At 71.1% G+C, this 20,295-nt stretch carries 21 protein-coding genes and 1 pseudogene; 18 read left to right on the plus strand and 4 right to left on the minus strand.

All coding sequences use genetic code 11. From position 1 onward, the window contains the following. Positions 1 to 6: 6 nt before the first annotated feature. The 10 genes from ACFVQ0_RS08490 (at position 7) to ACFVQ0_RS08535 (ending at position 10,082) form a co-directional block, all read left to right on the plus strand. Positions 7 to 1,977 (plus strand): acetyl/propionyl/methylcrotonyl-CoA carboxylase subunit alpha, encoded by a 1,971-nt coding sequence (locus ACFVQ0_RS08490; RefSeq protein WP_390085909.1) that lies wholly within the window; start codon positions 7 to 9, stop codon positions 1,975 to 1,977. Next, the gene (locus ACFVQ0_RS08495; protein WP_390085911.1) at positions 1,974 to 3,134 is read left to right on the plus strand and encodes an acyl-CoA dehydrogenase family protein; all 1,161 of its coding nucleotides are present in this window, start codon (positions 1,974 to 1,976) and stop codon (positions 3,132 to 3,134) included. The genes ACFVQ0_RS08490 and ACFVQ0_RS08495 overlap by 4 nt, the downstream gene beginning before the upstream one ends. 143 nt (positions 3,135 to 3,277) lie before the next feature. Continuing rightward, on the plus strand, positions 3,278 to 4,903 hold the full coding sequence (locus ACFVQ0_RS08500; protein WP_390085913.1) for a 4-coumarate--CoA ligase family protein: 1,626 nt from the start codon (positions 3,278 to 3,280) through the stop codon (positions 4,901 to 4,903). Further along, positions 4,900 to 5,640 (plus strand): enoyl-CoA hydratase family protein, encoded by a 741-nt coding sequence (locus ACFVQ0_RS08505; protein WP_390085914.1) that lies wholly within the window; start codon positions 4,900 to 4,902, stop codon positions 5,638 to 5,640. Before ACFVQ0_RS08500 ends, ACFVQ0_RS08505 begins: the two co-directional genes overlap by 4 nt. Beyond that, entirely contained in the window at positions 5,628 to 6,221 is a 594-nt protein-coding gene (locus ACFVQ0_RS08510; RefSeq protein ID WP_390085916.1) for a TetR/AcrR family transcriptional regulator, read from the plus strand. The genes ACFVQ0_RS08505 and ACFVQ0_RS08510 overlap by 13 nt, the downstream gene beginning before the upstream one ends. A gap of 114 nt (positions 6,222 to 6,335) precedes the next feature. Then, positions 6,336 to 6,692: a DoxX family protein gene (locus ACFVQ0_RS08515; protein ID WP_390085917.1), complete on the plus strand. Its 357-nt coding sequence runs from the start codon at positions 6,336 to 6,338 to the stop codon at positions 6,690 to 6,692. 56 nt (positions 6,693 to 6,748) lie between these two features. Next, positions 6,749 to 7,291: a GNAT family N-acetyltransferase gene (locus tag ACFVQ0_RS08520; RefSeq protein WP_390085919.1), complete on the plus strand. Its 543-nt coding sequence runs from the start codon at positions 6,749 to 6,751 to the stop codon at positions 7,289 to 7,291. Between the two features lie 86 nt (positions 7,292 to 7,377). Continuing rightward, complete coding sequence (locus tag ACFVQ0_RS08525) at positions 7,378 to 8,514, plus strand: pentapeptide repeat-containing protein (RefSeq protein ID WP_390085920.1); 1,137 nt, start codon at positions 7,378 to 7,380, stop codon at positions 8,512 to 8,514. Between the two features lie 359 nt (positions 8,515 to 8,873). After that, on the plus strand, positions 8,874 to 9,632 hold the full coding sequence (locus ACFVQ0_RS08530) for a hypothetical protein (protein ID WP_390085922.1): 759 nt from the start codon (positions 8,874 to 8,876) through the stop codon (positions 9,630 to 9,632). Positions 9,633 to 9,662: 30 nt separating this feature from the next. After that, entirely contained in the window at positions 9,663 to 10,082 is a 420-nt protein-coding gene (locus ACFVQ0_RS08535; protein ID WP_390085924.1) for a DUF3592 domain-containing protein, read from the plus strand. 1 nt (position 10,083) lies between these two features. On the opposite strand, the gene ACFVQ0_RS08540 is transcribed toward ACFVQ0_RS08535, so the two are convergent. Further along, positions 10,084 to 11,040: a MarR family transcriptional regulator gene (locus ACFVQ0_RS08540; RefSeq protein ID WP_390085926.1), complete on the minus strand. Its 957-nt coding sequence runs from the start codon at positions 11,038 to 11,040 to the stop codon at positions 10,084 to 10,086. A 480-nt stretch (positions 11,041 to 11,520) separates the two neighbouring features. On the opposite strand from ACFVQ0_RS08540, the gene ACFVQ0_RS08545 reads away from it, so the two are divergent. Genes ACFVQ0_RS08545 through ACFVQ0_RS08555 form a run of 3 tightly spaced genes read left to right on the plus strand, consistent with a single transcriptional unit; the run spans position 11,521 to position 13,575 of the window. Next, positions 11,521 to 12,306 carry a Scr1 family TA system antitoxin-like transcriptional regulator gene (locus tag ACFVQ0_RS08545; protein ID WP_390087715.1) on the plus strand — a complete coding sequence of 262 codons (786 nt, stop codon included), beginning with the start codon at positions 11,521 to 11,523 and terminating at the stop codon, positions 12,304 to 12,306. Beyond that, complete coding sequence (locus tag ACFVQ0_RS08550) at positions 12,303 to 12,602, plus strand: DUF397 domain-containing protein (RefSeq protein ID WP_390085928.1); 300 nt, start codon at positions 12,303 to 12,305, stop codon at positions 12,600 to 12,602. The genes ACFVQ0_RS08545 and ACFVQ0_RS08550 overlap by 4 nt, the downstream gene beginning before the upstream one ends. A gap of 55 nt (positions 12,603 to 12,657) precedes the next feature. After that, entirely contained in the window at positions 12,658 to 13,575 is a 918-nt protein-coding gene (locus tag ACFVQ0_RS08555) for a hypothetical protein (RefSeq protein ID WP_390085929.1), read from the plus strand. Positions 13,576 to 13,588: 13 nt separating this feature from the next. Here the strand turns inward: ACFVQ0_RS08555 and ACFVQ0_RS08560 are convergent, their stop codons facing one another. After that, positions 13,589 to 14,134: an ArsR/SmtB family transcription factor gene (locus ACFVQ0_RS08560; protein ID WP_390085931.1), complete on the minus strand. Its 546-nt coding sequence runs from the start codon at positions 14,132 to 14,134 to the stop codon at positions 13,589 to 13,591. Positions 14,135 to 14,191: 57 nt separating this feature from the next. Here ACFVQ0_RS08560 and ACFVQ0_RS08565 point away from each other — a divergent pair, with 57 nt between their 5' ends. The 4 genes and pseudogenes from ACFVQ0_RS08565 to ACFVQ0_RS08580 all read left to right on the plus strand — a co-directional run. Beyond that, entirely contained in the window at positions 14,192 to 15,097 is a 906-nt protein-coding gene (locus tag ACFVQ0_RS08565) for a S41 family peptidase (protein WP_390085933.1), read from the plus strand. 168 nt (positions 15,098 to 15,265) lie between these two features. Further along, on the plus strand, positions 15,266 to 16,240 hold the full coding sequence (locus ACFVQ0_RS08570) for an SGNH/GDSL hydrolase family protein (protein ID WP_390085935.1): 975 nt from the start codon (positions 15,266 to 15,268) through the stop codon (positions 16,238 to 16,240). A gap of 127 nt (positions 16,241 to 16,367) precedes the next feature. After that, positions 16,368 to 16,895, plus strand: a complete 528-nt coding sequence (locus ACFVQ0_RS08575) for a cupin domain-containing protein (RefSeq protein WP_390085937.1) — start codon at positions 16,368 to 16,370, stop codon at positions 16,893 to 16,895. Between the two features lie 7 nt (positions 16,896 to 16,902). Continuing rightward, positions 16,903 to 17,148: pseudogene (locus tag ACFVQ0_RS08580) on the plus strand (VOC family protein); the annotation flags it as partial. Between the two features lie 98 nt (positions 17,149 to 17,246). On the opposite strand, the gene ACFVQ0_RS08585 reads toward ACFVQ0_RS08580, so the two are convergent. Continuing rightward, positions 17,247 to 17,912: a hypothetical protein gene (locus ACFVQ0_RS08585; protein WP_390085939.1), complete on the minus strand. Its 666-nt coding sequence runs from the start codon at positions 17,910 to 17,912 to the stop codon at positions 17,247 to 17,249. Between the two features lie 168 nt (positions 17,913 to 18,080). Further along, positions 18,081 to 19,190: a citrate synthase 2 gene (locus ACFVQ0_RS08590; RefSeq protein WP_390085940.1), complete on the minus strand. Its 1,110-nt coding sequence runs from the start codon at positions 19,188 to 19,190 to the stop codon at positions 18,081 to 18,083. A 225-nt stretch (positions 19,191 to 19,415) separates the two neighbouring features. On the opposite strand from ACFVQ0_RS08590, the gene pdxH reads away from it, so the two are divergent. Next, positions 19,416 to 20,066 (plus strand): pyridoxamine 5'-phosphate oxidase, encoded by a 651-nt coding sequence (pdxH, locus tag ACFVQ0_RS08595; protein WP_390087717.1) that lies wholly within the window; start codon positions 19,416 to 19,418, stop codon positions 20,064 to 20,066. Positions 20,067 to 20,295 lie beyond the last annotated feature (229 nt).

The raw sequence follows: 20,295 nt of genomic DNA on the forward strand, positions 1-20,295 counted from the left end.
ACCGACATGATCAGAACCCTTCTTGTCGCCAACCGGGGCGAGATCGCCTGCCGGATCTTCCGCACCTGCCGCGCGCTGGGCATCGCCACCGTCGCCGTGTACTCCGACGCGGACGCCGGCGCGCTGCACGTGCGGGAGGCCGACACCGCCGTACGGCTGCCGGGGTCCGCCCCCTCCGATACGTATCTGCGCGGCGATCTCGTCGTGGCCGCGGCCCTCGCGGCGGGCGCCGACGCCGTCCACCCCGGGTACGGGTTCCTCTCCGAGAACGCCGGATTCGCGGGCGCCGTGCGGGACGCGGGGCTGGTCTGGGTGGGCCCGCCGGTCAAGGCCATCGAGCTGATGGCGTCCAAGACCCGCGCCAAGGAGCTGATGGCCGCCGCCGGGGTGCCGCTCCTCGCCCCCGTCGACCCGGCCGCGGCCCGCGCAGAGGACCTGCCGCTGCTGCTCAAGGCGGCTTCCGGCGGGGGCGGGCGGGGCATGCGGATCGTCCGCGAACTGGTCGACCTGGAGGGCGAGCTGACCGCCGCGGCGGCGGAGGCGCTGTCCGCCTTCGGGGACGGGGAGGTCTTCGCGGAGCCGTACGTGGAGCGCGGCCGGCACGTCGAGGTCCAGGTCATGGCGGACGAGCACGACGGCGTATGGGCGCTCGGCACCCGCGACTGCTCGCTCCAGCGCCGCCACCAGAAGGTCATCGAGGAGGCCCCCGCACCCGGTCTGGACGACGGGCTGCGCGACCGGCTGCACACCGCCGCCGTCGCCGCCGCACGGGCCGTCGGTTACCGGGGCGCGGGCACCGTCGAATTCCTGGTCACCGAGGACGGGCGGCCGTACTTCCTGGAGATGAACACCCGCCTCCAGGTCGAACACCCGGTGACGGAGGCCGTGTTCGGCCTCGACCTGGTCGCCCTCCAGCTCCGTACGGCGGAGGGCGAACCGCTGCCCTCCGCCGATCCCCCGCAGCCCGCCGGGCACGCCGTCGAGGCCCGGCTCTACGCGGAGGACCCGGCGCGCGACTGGCAGCCACAGACCGGAGCACTGCTCTCGTTCGAGGTGCCGGACGAGCCCGGTGTGCGCCTGGACACCGGGTACACCGACGGCGACACCATCGGCGTGCACTACGACCCGATGATCGCCAAGGTGATCGCGCACGCCCCCACCCGCGCCGAAGCCGTCCGCCTCCTCGCCCGGGCCCTGGAGCGCGCCCGCGTGCACGGCCCGGTCACCAACCGCGAACTGCTCGTACGCTCCCTGCGCCACCCGGACTTCGCGGCGGCCCGCCTGGACACCGGCTTCTACGGACGCCACCTGGCCGCCCTGACCCCCGCCCCCGAAGAGGCCGCCGTCCGCCTGGCCGCGACCGCCGCCGCCCTCGCCACAGCCACCCACCGCACAGCCACCACCACCGCCAGGACGGCAACCGGCCCCGCCCGCCTCGGCGCCTGGCGCAACGTCCCCTCGCAGCCCCAGCTCCGCCGCTACCGCGGCGAACCCGACGGCCGTGAGTACGACATCGCCTACCGCACCACCCGCGACGGGCTCACCACCGGCCCCGACCTCCGGATCGTCGCCGCCCGCCCCGACCGCGTCACCCTCGAAACCGGCGGTGTCACCCGGCACTTCGCCGTTACCGCCCACGACGACCGGGTGTACGTGGACACCGCCACCGGCTCGTACACCTTCACCGCCCTGCCCCGCTTCACCGACCCCGCCGCACGCACCGAACCCGGCTCCCTGCTCGCCCCGATGCCCGGCACCGTCGTCCGCCTCGCGGAGGGGCTGGCGGCCGGGTCCGCCGTGGAGGCCGGGCAGCCGCTGATCTGGCTGGAGGCGATGAAGATGGAGCACCGCATCCTCGCCCCCGCCACCGGCACCCTCACCGCCCTGCACGCCGCACCCGGCCTCCAGGTGGAGGTCGGCGCCCTGCTCGCCGTCGTCACGGAAGACGCGTCCGAACCCGCTGAGGAGACCGCATGAGCACCGTCCTCGAAACCGAAGAGCACCAGGCCCTGCGCGCAGCCGTCGCCGCCCTCGGGAAGCGCTACGGGCGCGACTACATGACGTCCGTCGTCCGCGACGGCGCCCACCCCCGCGAGCTGTGGGCGGAGGCCGCCAAGCTCGGCTACCTCGGGGTGAACCTCCCCGAGGAGTACGGCGGCGGAGGCAGCGGCATGGCGGAACTCTCCATAGTGCTGGAGGAGTTGGGCGCGGCCGGATCGCCGCTCCTCATGATGGTCGTCTCACCCGCCATCTGCGGCACCGTCATCGCCCGATTCGGCACCGAGGCGCAGAAGCGCCAGTGGCTGCCCGGCCTCGCGGACGGCAGCCTCACCATGGCGTTCGGCATCACGGAGCCGGACGCCGGTTCCAACTCGCACCGGATCACCACCACCGCCCGCCGCGACGGCGAGGAGTGGGTGCTCACCGGCCGCAAGGTCTTCGTCTCCGGCGTCGACATAGCCGACGCCACGCTCATCGTCGGCCGCACCGAGGACGCCAGGTCCGGCAGGCTCAAGCCGTGCCTCTTCATCGTCCCGCGCGAGGCCTCCGGCTTCCAGCGCTCGCAGATCGACATGGAACTCCAGGCCCCGGAGAAGCAGTTCGAACTCGTCCTGGACGACGTGCGGCTGCCCGCCGACGCGCTCGTCGGGGACGAGGACGCGGGCCTCCTCCAGCTGTTCGCCGGACTCAACCCCGAGCGCATCATGACCGCCGCCTTCGGCATCGGAATGGGCCGCTACGCGCTGGGCCGGGCCGTCGAGTACGCGAAGACCCGCCAGGTGTGGAAGGAGCCCATCGGCGCCCACCAGGCCATCGCGCACCCCCTCGCCCAGGCCCACATCGAACTCGAACTGGCCCGGCTGATGATGCAGAAGGCCGCCCGGCTCTACGACGACGGGGACGACGCCGGGGCGGGCGAGGCCGCGAACATGGCGAAGTACGCGGCGGGCGAGGCGTGCGTCAAGGCGGTCGACCAGGCCGTGCACACCCTCGGCGGCAACGGACTCACCCGCGAGTACGGCCTCGGCTCCCTGATCACCGCCTCCCGGGTGGCCCGGATCGCTCCGGTCAGCCGGGAAATGATCCTGAACTACGTATCCCACCAGTCCCTGGGTCTCCCCAAGTCGTACTGACAGCAGCCATTCTGTCCCTCCACGCCGTACGGGACCCGCCGCATCCGGTCCCGGCCCCGGCGTCGCACGTCACCTCGCACGCGTCGTACGGGGCGGCCCGCCGAAGCGGCCGCCCCGCCATCCGCACCGAAGGGACTCCCGTCATGGCGCACGTGTTCCGGAGCGACTACCCCGACGTCCAGCCACTCGACACGGCCATCCACGACGCGGTGCTGGGCCAGGCCGCCGCGGAGTTCGGAGACAGGGTCGCCCTGATCGACGGCACGGACGACAGCCGCCGGCTCACCTACCGGCAGCTCGACACCTTCCACCGCAAGATCGCCGCCGGGCTGGCCGCCGCCGGACTCGCCAAGGGCGACGTACTCGCCCTGCACAGCCCGAACACCATCGCCTACCCGGCCGTCTTCTTCGGCGCCACCAGAGCCGGGGCCACCGTCACCACCGCCCACCCGCTCGCCACGGCGGAGGAGTTCGCGAGCCAGCTCCGCGACTCCTCCGCACGCTGGATCGTCACCGCCTCCCCGCTCCTGAACACCGCCCGCCGCGCGGCCGAACTCGTCGGCGGCATCGAGGAGATCTTCGTCTGCGACCACGCGGACGGGCACACCTCGATCCTCGACATGCTCACCACCACCGCCCCCGAACCGATGGTCACCATCGACCCGGCCGAGGACATCGCCGCGCTGCCGTACTCCTCCGGCACCACCGGCGTCCCCAAGGGCGTCATGCTCACCCACCGCTCCATGGCCACCAACCTGGAACAGCTGCGCCCCTTCGTCCCCATGGACACCGAAGCCCGCATCCTGGCCGTGCTCCCCTTCTTCCACATCTACGGGCTCACCGCCCTGATGAACGCGCCGCTGCGCAGCGGCGCCACCGTCGTCGTCCTGCCGCGCTTCGACCTCGCCCAGTTCCTGACCGCGATCGAGACACACCGCATCACCGGGCTGTACGTGGCCCCGCCGATCGTGCTGGCCCTCGCGAAGCACCCGGTCGTCGACCGGTACGACCTGTCCTCCATCGAGTACATCGTCAGCTCCGCCGCCCCGCTCGACGCCGGACTGGCCGCCGCCTGCTCCCGCCGGCTCGGCCTGCCGCCCCTGCGCCAGGCGTACGGGATGACGGAGCTGTCGCCCGGCACCCACGTCGTCCCGCTGGCCGCCGAGGACCCGCCGCCCGGCGCCGTCGGCACCCTGCTGCCCAACACCGAGATGCGCGTCCTCTCCCTCGACGCCCCCGGCGAGGACGCCGGAACCGGCACCGACGGCGAGATCCTGATCCGCGGCCCGCAGGTGATGAAGGGCTACCTCGGCCGCCCCGAAGCCACCGCCGCGATGATCGACGCCGACGGCTGGCTGCACACCGGAGACATCGGGCGGGTGGACGAGGACGGCTGGCTGTTCGTCGTCGACCGGGTCAAGGAACTCATCAAGTACAAGGGCTACCAGGTCGCCCCCGCCGAACTCGAAGCGCTGCTCCTCGGTCACGCCTCCATAGCCGACGCCGCCGTCATCGGCGTGTACGACGCGGACGGCAACGAGGTCCCCAAGGCCTTCCTGGTCCGCCGGGCGACCGTCGCCCCCGCCGACCTCACGGCGGACGACGTCATGGCGTACGTCACCGAGCGCGTCGCCCCGTACAAGAAGATCCGCCAGGTCGAGTTCATCGACTCCGTACCGCGCGCCGTGTCCGGCAAGATCCTCCGCCGCGAACTGCGCGACCGGGAGAAGACCCGCACCGCCCCCGACACCCCGGAGAAGACCCCATGACGCTGGCCGCCCCCACGCACGAGCGCGGCATCACCACCCTCACCCTGGACTCACCGGCCAACCGCAACGCGCTCTCCGCGCGGCTGGTCGTCGAGCTCTCGGCCGCGCTCGCCGCGTGCGCGGCCGACGACGCCGTACGGGCCGTCGTCCTCACCCACACCGGCAACACCTTCTGCGCGGGCGCCGACCTGACCGCCCCCGCGGACCCGGCGGCCTTCGTCGCACTGCTGCGGCAGATCGTCGCACTGCCCAAACCGGTGGTGGCCCGGGTCACCGGCCACGTCCGGGCGGGCGGGCTCGGGCTGCTCGGCGCCTGCGACATCTCGGCGGCCGGACCCGGCGCCACCTTCGCGCTGACCGAATCCCGCCTCGGCCTCGCCCCGGCCGTCATCTCGATACCCCTGCTGCCGCGCGTCGACCCGCGCGCCGCCGCCCGCTACTACCTCACCGGCGAACGCTTCGACGCCACGGAGGCCGCCCGGATCTCCCTCATCACGCTGGCCGCCGCCACCGACGACGTGGACGAGGCGCTGGCCCCCGTGCTCGACGGGCTGCGCCGGGCCTCCCCACAGGGGCTGCGGGCATCGAAGGAGCTGGTCACGGCTAGTGTGCTGGAGAGTTTCGACCAGCACGCGGAAGACCTCATCGCCCGCTCCGCCGCACTCTTCGCCTCGGAGGAGGCCCGCGAGGGGATGACGGCCTTCCTCGAACGACGGGATCCCGCATGGGTGTGGTGACACAGGGCAGAAGCGCGGGCCCCAAGCAGGACCGCAGCCGGGCCACCCGCATGCGGCTCCTGGAAGCCGCGGTCTCCTGCCTGGCCGAACACGGCTGGGCGGGCTCCACCGTCTCAGTCGTCGCGGAACGCGCCGGGGTCTCGCGCGGCGCCGCCCAGCACCATTTCCCCACCCGCGAGGACCTGTTCACCGCAGCCGTCGAGTACGTCGCGGAGGAACGCTCCGCCGCCCTGCGGGCCCTGCCCGACCAGGACCGCGCGGCGGTCGTCGCCGCCCTCGTCGACCTCTACACCGGGCCGCTCTTCCGCGCCGCCCTCCAACTCTGGGTCGCCGCCTCCAACGAGGAGCAGCTCCGCCCCCGCGTCACCGAGCTGGAGGCCCGCGTCGGCCGCGAGACCCACCGCATCGCCGTCGGCCTCCTGCACGCCGACGAGAACCGCCCCGGCGTACGCGAGACGGTCCAGGGCCTCCTGGACATGGCCCGCGGTCTGGGCCTGGCCAACGTCCTCACCGACGACACGGCCCGCCGCCGCCGCGTGGTGACGCAGTGGGCGGCGATGATCGAGGACGCGCTGGGCTGACACCGCCCGTCCGGGAGCGATGTCACAACTGGGTTCATCCGTTTCGTCGTTCAGGGAAACGGCCTCCCGCGGGGGAGCGCCGGGCAACGCGCTACCCCTTGAATCGGAGAAACCGTGTCCGCTGCATACCTCACCCTCACCATCCTCGGCGTGGTCTTCAACGGCTCCGCCGCCGTCACCTATCTGATCGGCCACGACTACCCGAAGACCCAGGCCGACATGAAGGGCATCGACCGCAAGTGGGTCCCGGTCCTCGGGTCGCTGCTCGCGGCGGGCACGGTGGGGCTGCTGGCCGGACTCGTCGTCCCGGTCCTGGGCACCCTCGCCGCCATCGGCCTCATCCTCTACTTCATCGGCGCGATCTACGCGCACCTGCGGGTGGGCTCCCGGAACATCGTGGGCGGGATCGTGTTCCTCGCCACGGCGGCGGCCGTCCTGGTGCTGGGGCTGCTCGATCACGGCGCCTGGTAGCGGCGGGGGGCCCGGATATCCTGCTCGGTCCCGACAGGCCAGGGAGGCCCCGCACCATGACCAGTAACACGTCCCCCTTCCCCGCCCGGATCGAGCTGACGGGGGAGGGCCTCGTCCTGCGCGACTGGACGGAGGCCGACCTGACCGCGATGCCGGACCTGTTCGACCACCCCGACATCGCGCACTGGACCCCGATCGTCTCGCCCTTCGACGAGAAGGCCGCCCACGCCCGCCTGGACAAGGCCCGGCGCCTTCGGGAGGAGGGCTCGACCATCCTGCTCGCGATCACCGAGGACGGCGGCGCCCCGCTCGGCGAGGTGATGCTGCGACGCGCCCCCGAGGGCACGGAGCTGGGCTACGCCGTGGGCCCCGCCCACCGGGGCCACGGCCTGGCCGCACGGGCGGTACGCCTGATGGCGGGGTACGCCTTCGAGGAGCTGGGCGCGGACCGGGTGATCCTGGAGCTGGAGGCCGACAACGCCGCCAGCGTCGGGGTCGCCACCCGGGCGGGCTTCAGCCTGCTCGACATCCCCCTGATCGAGGGCGAGGAGAAGGGCAGGCCCTACGCCCTCCAGACGTGGGGCCTGGACCGCCCCTGACGACGACGGGCCGCCACCGCCTCACCGCGCCGCCCCTTGATCGCCTACCGAGGGGAGCCTAGGCTCCTGTGCCCATGGGGGCGGGGATGGGGGAACCGGACCGCGGGCGGGTCAGGCGCCGTGCGGCCGTGGCTCTGCTGGCCGTGGCGGCGGGGCTGGTCGTTCTCGCCGTGCTGGGCGCGGTGTTCGTCCTGCTGCCGGGTGTGGTGGTGCGTCACGATCTCGCGGGGGCGAGCGTCGCGGCGGAGGACCGGCTGAAGGCGGTGAACGATGTCCGCACGACGCTGCTACAGGTGGTCGGCGGTCTGGTCGTGCTCTTCGGCGCGTACGCCACCTGGCGGCAACTGCGGGTGAGCCAGGACGGTTTGCGCGCCACCCAGGAGGGCTACGTCACCGACCGGTTCAGCCGGGCCGTCGACCAGCTCGGCAGCGACAAGCTGGATGTGCGCATCGGCGGGCTGCACGCGCTGTGGCGGATCGCGGAGCAGTCCGACCGCGACCGGGAGGCCATCATCTCCATCCAGGCCGCGTATCTGCGTACGCACCTGCCCTGGCCGCCCACCGGGCCGGAATCACCGGCGGCGGACGTGCACATCAACGACATCGCGCCCCTGGAGACCCGCGCCGCCGACGCCCAGGTGGCGCTGACCGCGCTCGGCGTGCTGTGCCAGCACCGGGAGCAGTCCTGGGTCAATCTCGGCATCACCGACTTGCGCCGGGCCGACTGCGACGGACTCTGGTTCCACGAGGTCAACTTCGACCGCACCAGCCTGGAGGCGGCAGGCCTGTACCGCGCCAACCTGACCCAGACGTCCCTGGTCTCGGTCAACCTGCGGCACGCCGACCTCACGACCGCGATCCTCCGCCGGGCCCGCTGCGTCCTGGCCGACCTGCGGGGCGCCAAGCTGGTCCGAACCGACCTGCGTGACGCCGACTTCACCGAGACCGACCTGCGCGAGGCGAACCTGCGCAAGGCCGTCGCCCACGGCGCGGTCTTCCGACGCGCCGACCTCCGCATGGCCGACCTGCGCGGCACCGACCTGAGCACCGCCGACCTCGTCGAAGCGCGCCTGACCGGCGCCATGGCCAGCGAACACACCCGCTGGCCCGCCGGATTCGACCACACGGCCGCCGGGGTCGTCGTCACCGATGACCCCGGCCCCGAGCCCTCGCCCCTGCTCCAGCCACCGGGGATGACGCAGCAGGTACCGCCGCTGCGGTGAGATCCCGGGCGGCACGGGGGCTCCTGGCGGGGCGTGCCGGAACCGGATGCGGGCGGATCGCGTCTTTTGCCCCACAAGCTGAAAGGGACTGTTCCCCCCACGCAGTGAAAGGGACTGACATGGCCCCTGACTTACGCGGTCCGCGACCGCCTTTCCCTCCGCCTGTCCCTCCGCCTTCCCCTCCTCCCTACCCTCCCTATCCGCCCCGCCCTCCAAGAGGTCCGGGCAACACGCCGCAGCCGTTTACGCCGTTGTGGCGTCGGCTGCGTGAGGACGAATGGCCCTCATTGCACGAGCTGATGGGCGGCCGGCAACCCGGGAGCGTGCGGCCCCTCGCATGGGTGCTGATGGTGCCGTGCATGTGGTGGCTGACGGTGGTGGTGGTGGTCTCCTACCTGGTTGCCCGCAACGCCCGCCGGACCGCCCGCCGCGTCTTTCCCTCCCGCCCTGAAGGACGCGTCGAGGACCGCGCGGTGCTGAAGGTGCAACGAGTGCGGGCGTGGGTCGCCATCGCCATGTCGGGCGGGCTGCTGGCTGTCTACGGCGGTGTGTCGGATGCCTGGAACCAGTTCGTGCAACGGCTGTACCTCGCACCCTGGTTGGCGCTCGCGAGCGCGGTGCTGGTGGCGGCGGTGCTGTACTGGGTGGCCCGTCGGGAGCGGCGACTGCTCATGCGGGCGCAGTTCAGGGGCGCCGGTCTGCCCATCCTGGGCTATGTCGTCGCCTGGGTGCTCGTGCCGGTGCTGTTCGTGGTGACGCTCATGACCATGGATGCGCTGCTGCCGCACACCATCACCGAAGTGACCATGTTCCTCATGTACCTCCCCGTGCTGGCCCTCTGGGCGCCGTTCTGGTGGATCGTCTACTTCGTGTCCTTCGCCTCCGGACCGGCGGTCCGCAACGGCTTCAGCCTTTCGGCCGCCCACCCGGCGCTTCCGGCGCTGACCACGTGCGCGGCGGTCTGGGTGTTCGCCCTGTTCAGCGGGGCGGCCGCAGGCGGTCTGCCGCCTGGACTGGAACCGCTGGCGGCCTTCGGCGGCCCGGCATCGGTGACGGCACTGGCGTGGTGGGAGATCCACCGTCTGCGACATCAGCACGGCATGCGCTGGCGGGGCTGACCTCAGCCCGCGTCATGAAAGGTGGCAGTGGTGGTCTGGATATGGGTGGTAGCAGGAGTCATCGTGCTCTGTTGTGGCGTACACGAGGCCTACGTCCAGCACGGCCTCAGACGCGACGGGATGCGTGTCAGGGGTCTGGTGGTCAGCCACAACGTGTCGAGCGGCCCGAACGGCGGGGGCACTTTCCCGGTGGTCGAATTCGTTGACGCGCAGGGCAGGCGTCACACGTTCCAGTCCAGATCATCAGGGATCAGGCGGCTTCCCGTGGGCGGTGAGGTCCCCGTGCGCTACTCTCCCGCCGATCCGAACGTCGCGCGAATCGACCTCGTCGGGAGAAGGATCTTCGATGTCGGAATTCTTCTCCTGGTCGGGGCACTGTTCCTGACGCTCGGAATCCTGATGGTCCTCGGAGTCCTGACCGGTTCCGGGGACACCCCGCACGGCCTCTGACTCACGGTGCCTTGAGGAGGTCGCGGAGCCCGGCGACGAGTTGGGTGACGTCGCGTTCGGCGGGCGGGGCGGCAACAGGGGCGGCGCTGGGTGTCGCGGGCTGTCGGCAGGGCTGGCAGAGGCCGTCGGGGAGGGCTTCCGGGCGGCCGGGGGTGCCGCATTCCGTGCACTCCATCATCACGCGCCGTACGGGGGTCCCGGCAGGCGGCGGCGTGGGAGCGGTGGGGAGCGCGGGCGGGATCTTGCCGGTGAGGCGGTGGCGGACGAGCCCGGCCGGCGAGTCGACGCGGGCGGGCAGCCCGGCGGTGAGCGCGGCGGTCAGGTAGTCGGCGTCCACGCCGCGTGCGAACCACCGCTCGGCCAGGGCCGCCAGGGCCGCGCAGTCGGCGGCGGAGAGGGCGAGACGTGCGTCGACCCGCCCGAGCCCGGCCAGCGCGAGGTAGGCGGGGGAGGCGGCGGGGCTCGCTGGCTGCGGTTCCTGTACGGGTACGGGCGCAGCTTCGGGTACGGGAACGGGCGCCGGCTCGGGTACGGAAACGGGCGCTGGCTCCCGTACCGGCGCCGGGGCGAGGTGGGCCGCCCACCACTCGTTGTCGTGGGCGGTCCGCGACCAGTAGGTCCGGAACACCCAGCGCACCTCGTCACCGTCCCCGATCGCGCACCGCACCCGCCGCAGATGCCCGGCGACCGACAGCGCGGTCAGCGCGGAGCTGATGGCCTGCTGCCCGTAGAGCGGGAGCTGTTTGGCGAGGCACTTCACGCTCATCGCGGCGCCCTCGGGCAGCCGCTCGATGAACCCGGCGACGTACTGCTCCCGGAAGGGCAGCAGCGCGAAGTCATCCGCGTGGGACGGGCGTTGGTGCGGTGCGGTTCGCTTGCCGTAGCCGGGATGGGCCATCGGGTACGGGGGCGACACTGCGGACGCGGACAGGGCGGGACTAAAGTTCTGATCAGCCACGGGATCGGTGCTTTCGATCTTGAGGTCAGACCCCGGCCGGTGTTGGAACACCGCGTCGGGGTCACTTCGTTCTCGCACCGTAGACAGTCGCGACGCAGCGTCGCAAGCTGTCACCATTAGTCATACTTGCGGTCCGTGACGGGTCGGGGAGGTAGGGGAGGTCTTCTCAACCACCCTTCTTTCCCAACCGGTTGGAAGAAGGCGCTCGAACCTCGAAGCTCGTGGCTCGGAGCTCGAAACTCGGGGCTCGAATCCCAAGCATCGAGCTCCGGGCCCGCCTCGCCCCTTCGTACGCTCGAACGAGTGAACCCCCCTCTTGAAGCCCGGAGCTCGACCCCCGAGCTGCGAGTTTCGAGCGGGAAGTCTTGTCGGACCCGTACAGATTCGTTGTACGGGTGCGACAGGGCGTGGATCACGGACATGGGTGGGATTGAGGACCGTATGCACCCCAGGAATCGACTGCGCAAGAACGCGTCGGCCATGAAGCTCGTGGGCAAACTACTCGCACGTTTCCGCGTCGCGGCCGGACTGACGCAGGCCCAACTCGCCGATTTAGCGCGGGTGCAGGTGGAGACGATCGCCTCCATCGAGCAGGGCCGCCGCTCGCTCCTCCCGGACCTGGCGGAGCGGCTGGACGAGCTGCTGGAGACGAAGGGCGCGCTGGCCACGGCGGTGGAGTACATGCCGGAGGTCGATCTCGTACCCGCCTGGGCCGAGCAGTACATGGACCTGGAACGGGCGGCGCTGGCCCTCTCCTGGTACGACAACCAGGTCCTGCCAGGACTCCTCCAGACCGAGGCCTACGCACGGGCCGTGTTCCGCAACAGGGTGCCCGCGTTCAGCGAGGAGAACATCGCGATCCAGACCGCCTCGCGACTGGAACGCCAGGAGATCCTGCACCGCGCAGAGCCGCCGACGATCAGCTTTGTCATCTGGGAGCCGGTGGTGAGGCTCCAACTCGTCAGCGACGAGGAGCATGTGGAGCAGCTCCGCCACCTGCGTGCGTGCGCGATGCTGCCGGGCGTGAGCCTTCAGATTCTCCCGCTGAACCACCGGACCCACGCCGGGCTCGCCGGACCCTTCACGCTCCTGGAAACACCCGACTTCCAACAGGTCGCCTACTCCGAAACGCAGCGCGGCAGCATGCTCATCTCCGACCCCGATGAGATCAGCATGCTGTCCCAGAAATATGCGATGCTGCGAGCTCAGGCCCTCAGCCCCGAAGACACCCTGGGCCTGCTGGCTCGTCTACTGGGAGAGCAATGAGTACTGCACGCGCGTGGTTCAAGTCCAGCTACAGCGGCAGCGAGGGCGGCGCATGCCTCGAAGTCGCCTACGAGTGGTTCAAGTCCAGCTACAGCAGCGATGAGGGCGGCCAGTGCCTCGAAGTCGCCTACGAATGGCAGAAGTCCAGCTACAGCAGTGACGAAGGCGGCGCCTGCGTCGAAGTCGCCGCGCACACCGCCGCCGTACACGTCCGCGACTCCAAGAACCCGGACGGCCCGGAACTGTCCCTGCCGCCCACCGCCTGGGCCGCGTTCACCGCACACGTCGGCCGCTGAGGCACTGCCTCGGCGGCAGGCGCCCGTTGTCAGAGGCGGCTGGCAGCATCGACGTATGAACGCCATCCGCAGGACGCCGCCTCGGCCGATCGACGTGACCACGGTCTTTCCGCAGCTGGCCCCGCTGGCGCGCACGGCGGTCCGCCTGCACCCCAGGCCCGGATCCCCGTCGCCGCACGAGAGCTCGGTCGGCGGGCCGCTGCTGTGGCCCGCCGACGAGCCGTGGCCGTACTGCGAGGAGCGGCACGAGTGGCGCGACGAGCAGACGGGCGAGCAGCGCGTGGGGCCGAGCGCGATGCTGCCCGTGGCCCAGCTGTACGTACGCGACGTACCCCTGCTGGACCCGCCCGGCGGGGCCGATCTGCTCCAGGTGCTGTGGTGCCCCTGCGAGCACCCGCCGGAGCTCAAGCCGCCGACCGCGCTGGTCTGGCGCACCGCCGCCGAGGTAACCGGGATACTCGCGGCGCCGCCCAGACCGACCGTGCAGGAGTACGACGACAACTACGTACCGGAGCCGTGCCTGCTCACGCCGGAACAGATCACCGAGTACCCCAACATGCTCGCCCTGGACGAGGGAACCCAGCGGCAGATGGAGGACTGGGCGACCTGGGAGGCGGCCGGTGTCGCGATGGACAGGTCCTTCGAGGACGGCCCGCACGAGTACTACATGGAGGAGCTGTCCGACGCCCCCGGCTGGAAGGTCGGCGGCTGTCCCCCGTGGGGCCTCACCGATCCCGACGACCAGTTCTGCGTCACGTGCGGCGCCGGGATGGTGCCGCTGCTGACGATCGCCTCGGACGAGTGGCATCCCGACGGCCACAGCTGGATTCCCTACGCGGACCAGGACCTGCCCGGACTCGACCTCTCCGGCACGGCGAACCCGCCCGGGGTCCAGGTATCCAAGGGCAACCATCTCCAGCTCTACGTCTGCCCGGAGTCCCCGGACCACCCGCACGCCAGCCTGATCCAGTGAGCCGGGCGCGCCTTCATGGACTGTCCGGCTCACTGGCCTGCTGGTAGAGCACCACGAGCGCACCGTGCAGGGGCTGTTCCTGCCCGTCTACCTCGCCGTCCTCCTCGGCGTCGTCGACCAGTCCGGCCAGAGTCTCTCCGAGCTGCCTCGCCTTCGCGGGGGTGAGACGCAGGTGGCGCAGGGTCAGGTGGGGTTCGACGGGGGAGCGGTCCAGCTCCTGGGCGACGGCGGCGAGCATCGCGGCCGTGCCGGCCGCCTGCGGTTCGGCGACGACCATGTGACGGGCCGTGCGCTGGAAGTACTGCTCGGTGCCGCCCCGGACCTGGCGGGTCTCCGCGATGTGGACGAGCCCGGCTTCGCGGAGAACCTTGAGGTGGTGGGCGACGTTGCCCTTCTTCGCGTCGAGCTGGGCCGCGAGCCGGCTGACGGTGGCGGGCCGGTGCCCCAGGGCGAAGAGCAGCCGCTGCCGCAACGGGTTGGCGAGCGCGGCGAATTGCTGGGGCGCGCCGATCTCCAGGATGTCCTCGGGGGGCGGCGAGTGGGAAGGCTGATCACTCATAAAGAAAGTGTCTAAAACCTTTGACGCTTTCGCAAGTGAGGTGCTGTACTCCCTCCCATGACGACATCGACGAAGCTCCAGCCCGCCCCGGTCATCGACGAGACGCTCCGGCTCCTGACCGAGCGATACGTCTTCCCCGAGGCGGCCGAACAGATAGCGGGCCTGCTCCAACGACGCCTGGCCGAGGGCGCGTACGACGTCGAGGAGGCCGAGGAGCTCGCCCGTCTGGTCACCGAGGACCTCCAGTCCGTCAACGGCGACCGGCACCTGAGGCTGAAGCACCACGCCGAGCCGGTGCCCCCGAAGGCGGGGGCGGCCACCCTGGAGGCCATGCGCCGGGACTTCGACGCCTCGCTGGGCGGCGTACCCCGGTTGCAGCTGCTCGACGGAGGGGTCGCCGTGGTCGAGCTGGCTCCGATGCTGTTCCCGCTGGACTGGGCCGCAGAGCCCCTGAGCGCCGCCCTCACCCTGGCCTCCCGCGCACAGGCGCTGATCGTGGACCTACGCGGCAACCGGGGCGGCGACCCGGACACGGTCGCCTTCGTCTGCGGCTACCTGCTGGACGAGCGCACCCACCTCAACACCATGTACTGGCGCGGCGGCGAGCGCACCGAGCAGTCCTGGACCCCGCCGCACGTTCCCGGCGCGCGCTTCGGCGGCACAAAGCCGCTGTACGTGCTGACGAGCGACAGCACCTTCTCCGCCGCCGAGGAGCTCGCGTACGACCTCCAGCAGCTCGGCCGCGCCGTGGTCGTCGGCGAGAGCACCCGGGGCGGCGCGCACCCGTGCCAGGGCTGGACCGTGCACCCGCACCTGGAGGCCACCATCCCCTTCGGCCGCGCCATCAACCCCGTCTCGGGTACGAACTGGGAGGGCGTCGGCGTACAGCCGGACGTCCCCTGCCCCGCCGCCGAGTCCCTCGACCGGGCGCACACGCTGGCCCTCGCCCGACTGGCGGGCTGATCGCCGCCGGACTCCGGAGGTCGTCGCGTGGATACCAGATCACGCGCGGGAAAGGTGTGAGCATCGTGGGACAGTGCCCCAAAAGGATACTGTCGGTGAAATAACCACCATGATCCGTGACTCTGCGTATATGGTCGGGCGGAATTGTCACCCCACCCTGGAGTTGTCGTGGCACGCTTCCGTACCCGTCTCGCCCTGCTCGGCTCGGCCGTAGCTCTCACCGCAGGCGCCGCCGTACCCGCCCAGTTCGCCGCGGCGCACCCCGCCGCAGCGGCCGGGCAGCTGGAGTGGGTCGCCCTGGGTGACTCGTACACCGCCGGAGTCATCCGGGCCGCGGGCGACACCTTCGAGGTCCCGCGCGACGGATGCGAGCGCACCGACCGGTCCTACCCCCAGGTCGTCGACCGCGACCTCGGCAGCCTGTTCGAGCTGACCAACGTCAGCTGTGGCGCCGCCACCATCGCGAACGTCACCGACACGCCCCAGAACCCGATCGGCCGTCAACTGCCGCCCATCTCCGAGGACCCGGACTACCCCTTCCCTCCGGTTCCCCCTCAGTCCGAGGCGGTGGGCGCGGGCACAGATGTCATCACCGTCGGCGTGGGCGGCAACTCCCTCGGTTTCGCCGACTTCCTCACCAAGTGCGCGCAGCTGGGCGGCGAGGCCGAAGGCAAGGGCACCCCGTGCAAGGACGCCCTGGCAGCCGAGGTCCCGGACCGGCTGAAGACCGTGCGCCATGAATACGACCGGATGCTCACCGTGCTCCACCAGCGCGCACCGAAGGCGAAGATCCTGGCCGTCGGCTACCCCACGGTCATCCCCCAGGACGTCTCCAAGTGCACCTTCGGCGACCTGACGAAGTTCGGCACGATCGCCCAGGGCGACCTGGCCTGGCTGCGCACCGATGTCCTGGAGCCCCTCAACAAGGCCATCGACGACTCGACCGGTACGCAGGAGACCGCCCGCTTCGTCGACCTCTACGCCTCCTCCCGTGACCACAGCGTCTGCGACGACGCCAAGTGGGTCGAAGGCTTCGTCACCCTTCCCGACCAGCTCTCCTTCGTGCACCCCAACGCGCGCGGCCACCGCAACGCCGCCGACCACGTCGAAGAAGCGATGCTGAACACCATCGACCCGAGCTGACCTCCGACGGGTCCTAGGTCGCCGGACCTCCGCCCCCGTTTCCGCGAGGATCGTTCGCGGGTCCGATGCGGCAGCGCGGGGCGGGCGGAGATCCTTTCGGTGGACCTGCCGAAAGAGGGAGTGCGTGATGTCGTACATCGAGAACATGCGGTACCCGGAGCCCCGCTACCACGGCGCCGAGGGCGAGGTGAACGCGTCCTTCCGGCCGGCCGACACCCCGCCGGAGGTCTCGTCGCCGGGCGGATCGACCAGCTACCTCGCCACGCAGGAATCGACGGGCGGCGAATTCGGTCTGTACAAGGGCGTGTTGGGGCCGAAATCGGCAGGTGCGAAGACGCATTTCCACCGGGCGATGTCGGAGTCCTTCTACATCCTCTCCGGAGAGCTGGAGCTCTTCAACGGCGAGAAGTGGGTCACCGGCCGCGAGGGCGACTTCCTGTACGTGCCGGTCGGCGGTCTGCACGCCTTCAAGAACGTGACCGACGAACCCATGTCCATGCTCATGCTCTTCTCTCCGGGCGCCCCGCGTGAGGAGTACTTCGAGCAGGTCGCGGAGGTGTCGCGGCGCGGACCGGAGGAGCTGAAGGAGTTCCGTATCCGGCACGACAGCTACTTCGTGGAGGACTTCGACTTCGGGAACGGGCAGGCGGAATAGCCGCTACGCGGCCTGGCACCTCGAACTCGTCCACGACCCCGCCGCCCCCACGGACCCGCGCCCCACCCCGGAGGACCTGCTCGTCGTCTACCTCGGCGAACCGGTGCCGGACTCCCTCGTGGAGCGGCTCGAACAGCACGGCGGCAAGCGGGTGCCCGCGCACAATCCGTACTGGGACACCTGGGGCGTGACCGTGCAGGACCCGGACGGATACCTCCTGGTGCTCTCCACCAGGAACTGGTCCAACTCCTAGAAAGGCGATCGAGATCCTCTGATCCCTCCGCGACCGCGGCCGTCGGCCGGGCATGTCGTCGGGGACGAGATGCCCGGCGCGCGGACGTGGGAACGGGCTCAGCTGGTCCAGAGGACCGGGCTGTCGCTGTACGCGTCGCCCTCGTCGAACGAGGCGGCCGCGATGGGCGAGGTCTTCGTGGCGCTGAGCGAGCAGGTCTCGTACGAGGCGCCCTTCTTGGCGAAGTCACGCGGCGCGGTCTCGTTGTCGCACTTGCCCGGCAGGTCACCGATCAGGACGATGCCCGTGGGGCCGCCGTCGGCCAGCTCGCCGCGCAGCTTCAGGGACGAGTACGAGAGGTCGGTGCCGCCGACGTTCTCCACCTTCATGCGGATGTAGTAGGGCGTCATGCCCTTCGCCTTCGCGCCGAATCCGGCCATGTCGGCCTCCGCGCCCTTCTCGATCGCCGTGACGGTCACGGCGATGGTGCCCTTCTTCTCCGTCCCGTACTTGAACGGCAGCACCGCCTTCTCGCCGACCTTGAGCTTCGTGCCCGGCGCGGTGACGTCACCGGCCGGGGCGGCACCGTCGTCGCCGGGGTCCGCGGACGGGCTGCTCGGGTCCGCCGCCGCCGAGTCGGACGCCGCCGGATCGGCCGACGCCGGGGCGGACGCCGAGGGCGATTCCTTGGCCGACGACGAGTCGTCGCTGTCATTGCATGCCGTGAGCCCGAGCCCCATGGTGGCGAGAGCGGCTGCGAAGAAGATGCGTCCCTTGTGTGTCATTTCGACCTAACTGGCAATAAGGGCTGCCCCGTACGACAGCCATGCGTTCAGCAGACGCATCTCAGAATGGGTCGGGAATGACACAGGCATGCCACAGGAATGCGACGGGCGCGGCACGGCTCGGCGCGGCGCGGCGACGGGCGGCCCCGGCCGCCCCCCGGCCGCCCCTCAGTTGCCCAGGTCCGCCAGCTGGTCGAATCCCGGGATCTCCCGCGGGCTGCGCGTCCCCGGACCGGTGTACGTCGCCGAGGGCCGCACCAGGCGGCCCGTCCGCTTCTGCTCCAGGATGTGCGCCGACCAGCCCGCAGTACGGGCACACGTGAACATCGACGTGAACATGTGCGCCGGCACCTCCGCGAAGTCCAGCATGATCGCCGCCCAGAACTCCACGTTCGTCGCCAGCACCCGGTCCGGGCGGCGCGCGTGCAACTCCTCCAGCGCGGCCTTCTCCAGCGCCTGCGCCACCTCGAAGCGCGGCGCGCCCAGCTCCTCCGCCGTGCGCCGGAGCACGCGGGCGCGGGGGTCCTCCGCGCGGTAGACGCGGTGCCCGAAGCCCATCAGGCGTTCGCCCTTGTCCAGGGCCTTCTTCACGTACGCGGTGGCGTCCCCGGTCCGCTCGATCTCCTCGATCATGCCGAGGACGCGGGACGGCGCGCCGCCGTGCAGCGGGCCCGACATCGCGCCGACCGCACCGGACAGCGCGGCGGCCACGTCGGCGCCGGTGGAGGCGATGACGCGGGCGGTGAACGTGGAGGCGTTCATGCCGTGCTCGGCGGCGGACGTCCAGTAGGCGTCCACGGCCTTCACATGGCGGGGGTCCGGCTCGCCGCGCCAGCGGATCATGAACCGTTCGACGACGGACCCGGCCTTGTCGATCTCGCTCTGCGGGACCATCGGCACGCCCTGCCCGCGCGCCGACTGGGCGACGTACGAGAGCGCCATGACGGCGGCCCGCGCCAGGTTGTTGCGCGCGGTCTCCTCGTCGATGTCCAGGAGGGGTTTCAGGCCCCACACGGGGGCGAGCATCGCCAGCGCGGACTGCACGTCCACCCGGATGTCACCGGAGTGGACCGGGATCGGGAACGGCTCCGCGGGCGGCAGACCGGGGTTGAACGCCCCGTCGACCAGCAGCCCCCAGACGTTGCCGAACGACACGTGGCCGACGAGATCCTCGATGTCGACCCCTCGGTACCGGAGCGAACCGCCTTCCTTGTCAGGTTCGGCGATCTCCGTTTCGAACGCGACGACTCCTTCGAGTCCGGGTACGAAGTCGGACATCAGGCGGCTCCCTCGGATCGGCGGCTGCGGGCGGGCCGCGAACGGCTCGCTCCACGATATTGGCGGGTTCCGACGTGACCGGGAAGCGTGACATCCGGCACAGCTCCCCGTTCGCTCCCGGAACGGTTGACGGCCCTCCTCGCCGGGCAAACTCGGCCGCTGCGGCAGGATGAGCGTGTGTCCACCGCAGATTCCTCCTTCGATTCCACCACCGATCCGGCCGCGATGCGCGAGCAGTACCGTTCCGAGAGCTTCTCCGAGGACAGCCTGGCCGCGGACCCCATGCAGCAGTTCGCCCGCTGGTTCCGGCAGATCGCCGCAGGCGGCATGCTGCACGAGCCGAACGCCATGGTGGTGTCCACGGCGACGCCCGACGGCGTGCCGTCCTCCCGGACGGTGCTGCTGAAGATGTACGACGAGCGCGGCTTCGTCTTCTTCACCAACTACGAGTCCCGCAAGGGCCGCGAACTGGCCGCCAACCCGCGCGTGTCGCTGCTCTTCCCCTGGCACCCGCTGGCCCGCCAGGTCATCGTCACCGGCAGCGCGGCCCGCGTCGGCCGCGAGGAGACGGCCGCCTACTTCCGTACCCGCCCGCACGGCTCCCAGCTCGGCGCCTGGGCGAGCGAACAGTCCTCGGTGATCGGCTCCCGCGAGGAGCTGGTGCGGCGCTACGAGGAGCTGTCGGCCCGCTACCCGGAGGGCGAACGGATTCCGGCGCCCCCGCACTGGGGCGGCTTCCGGGTCGTCCCGGCCACCATCGAGTTCTGGCAGGGCCACGAGAACCGGCTGCACGACCGGCTGCGCTACGTACGCGAGGACGCGGACGGGGCGGCCGGCAGCGGGGCCGGGTGGCGCGTCGAGCGGCTGAGCCCGTAGGACGCCGCCCCTGAAGACGCAGAAACCCGCAGGCTCTGGACCCTCCTCGCGGAGGGGCCGGCCGGACTGACCGGCGAGCCTGCGGGTCGGCGACTGCTTGGGATTGGCCGGCGTCCGGCCTGCACTTCGAAGAGTGCGACGACGGGCGTCAGCCCGCAGTCACCTCACGAGTCCGAAAAGAAATCACTTCCGGAACACCTCCTTTCCTGTGTACCCACAGCCTAGGAAC

This window comes from Streptomyces sp. NPDC057900, from assembly GCF_042887885.1.
In the GTDB taxonomy this organism is placed as follows: Bacteria; Actinomycetota; Actinomycetes; order Streptomycetales; family Streptomycetaceae; genus Streptomyces.

Coding starts and splice junctions, on each gene's coding strand:
- ACFVQ0_RS08490 (WP_390085909.1), top strand. CDS start 7: ATGATCAGAACCCTTCTTGTCGCCAACCGGGGCGAGATCGCCTGCCGG.
- ACFVQ0_RS08495 (WP_390085911.1), top strand. CDS start 1,974: ATGAGCACCGTCCTCGAAACCGAAGAGCACCAGGCCCTGCGCGCAGCC.
- ACFVQ0_RS08500 (WP_390085913.1), top strand. CDS start 3,278: ATGGCGCACGTGTTCCGGAGCGACTACCCCGACGTCCAGCCACTCGAC.
- ACFVQ0_RS08505 (WP_390085914.1), top strand. CDS start 4,900: ATGACGCTGGCCGCCCCCACGCACGAGCGCGGCATCACCACCCTCACC.
- ACFVQ0_RS08510 (WP_390085916.1), top strand. CDS start 5,628: ATGGGTGTGGTGACACAGGGCAGAAGCGCGGGCCCCAAGCAGGACCGC.
- ACFVQ0_RS08520 (WP_390085919.1), top strand. CDS start 6,749: ATGACCAGTAACACGTCCCCCTTCCCCGCCCGGATCGAGCTGACGGGG.
- ACFVQ0_RS08525 (WP_390085920.1), top strand. CDS start 7,378: ATGGGGGAACCGGACCGCGGGCGGGTCAGGCGCCGTGCGGCCGTGGCT.
- ACFVQ0_RS08530 (WP_390085922.1), top strand. CDS start 8,874: ATGTGGTGGCTGACGGTGGTGGTGGTGGTCTCCTACCTGGTTGCCCGC.
- ACFVQ0_RS08545 (WP_390087715.1), top strand. CDS start 11,521: ATGAAGCTCGTGGGCAAACTACTCGCACGTTTCCGCGTCGCGGCCGGA.
- ACFVQ0_RS08550 (WP_390085928.1), top strand. CDS start 12,303: ATGAGTACTGCACGCGCGTGGTTCAAGTCCAGCTACAGCGGCAGCGAG.
- ACFVQ0_RS08555 (WP_390085929.1), top strand. CDS start 12,658: ATGAACGCCATCCGCAGGACGCCGCCTCGGCCGATCGACGTGACCACG.
- ACFVQ0_RS08560 (WP_390085931.1), bottom strand. CDS start 14,134: ATGAGTGATCAGCCTTCCCACTCGCCGCCCCCCGAGGACATCCTGGAG.
- ACFVQ0_RS08565 (WP_390085933.1), top strand. CDS start 14,192: ATGACGACATCGACGAAGCTCCAGCCCGCCCCGGTCATCGACGAGACG.
- ACFVQ0_RS08575 (WP_390085937.1), top strand. CDS start 16,368: ATGTCGTACATCGAGAACATGCGGTACCCGGAGCCCCGCTACCACGGC.
- ACFVQ0_RS08585 (WP_390085939.1), bottom strand. CDS start 17,912: ATGACACACAAGGGACGCATCTTCTTCGCAGCCGCTCTCGCCACCATG.
- ACFVQ0_RS08590 (WP_390085940.1), bottom strand. CDS start 19,190: ATGTCCGACTTCGTACCCGGACTCGAAGGAGTCGTCGCGTTCGAAACG.
- pdxH (WP_390087717.1), top strand. CDS start 19,416: ATGCGCGAGCAGTACCGTTCCGAGAGCTTCTCCGAGGACAGCCTGGCC.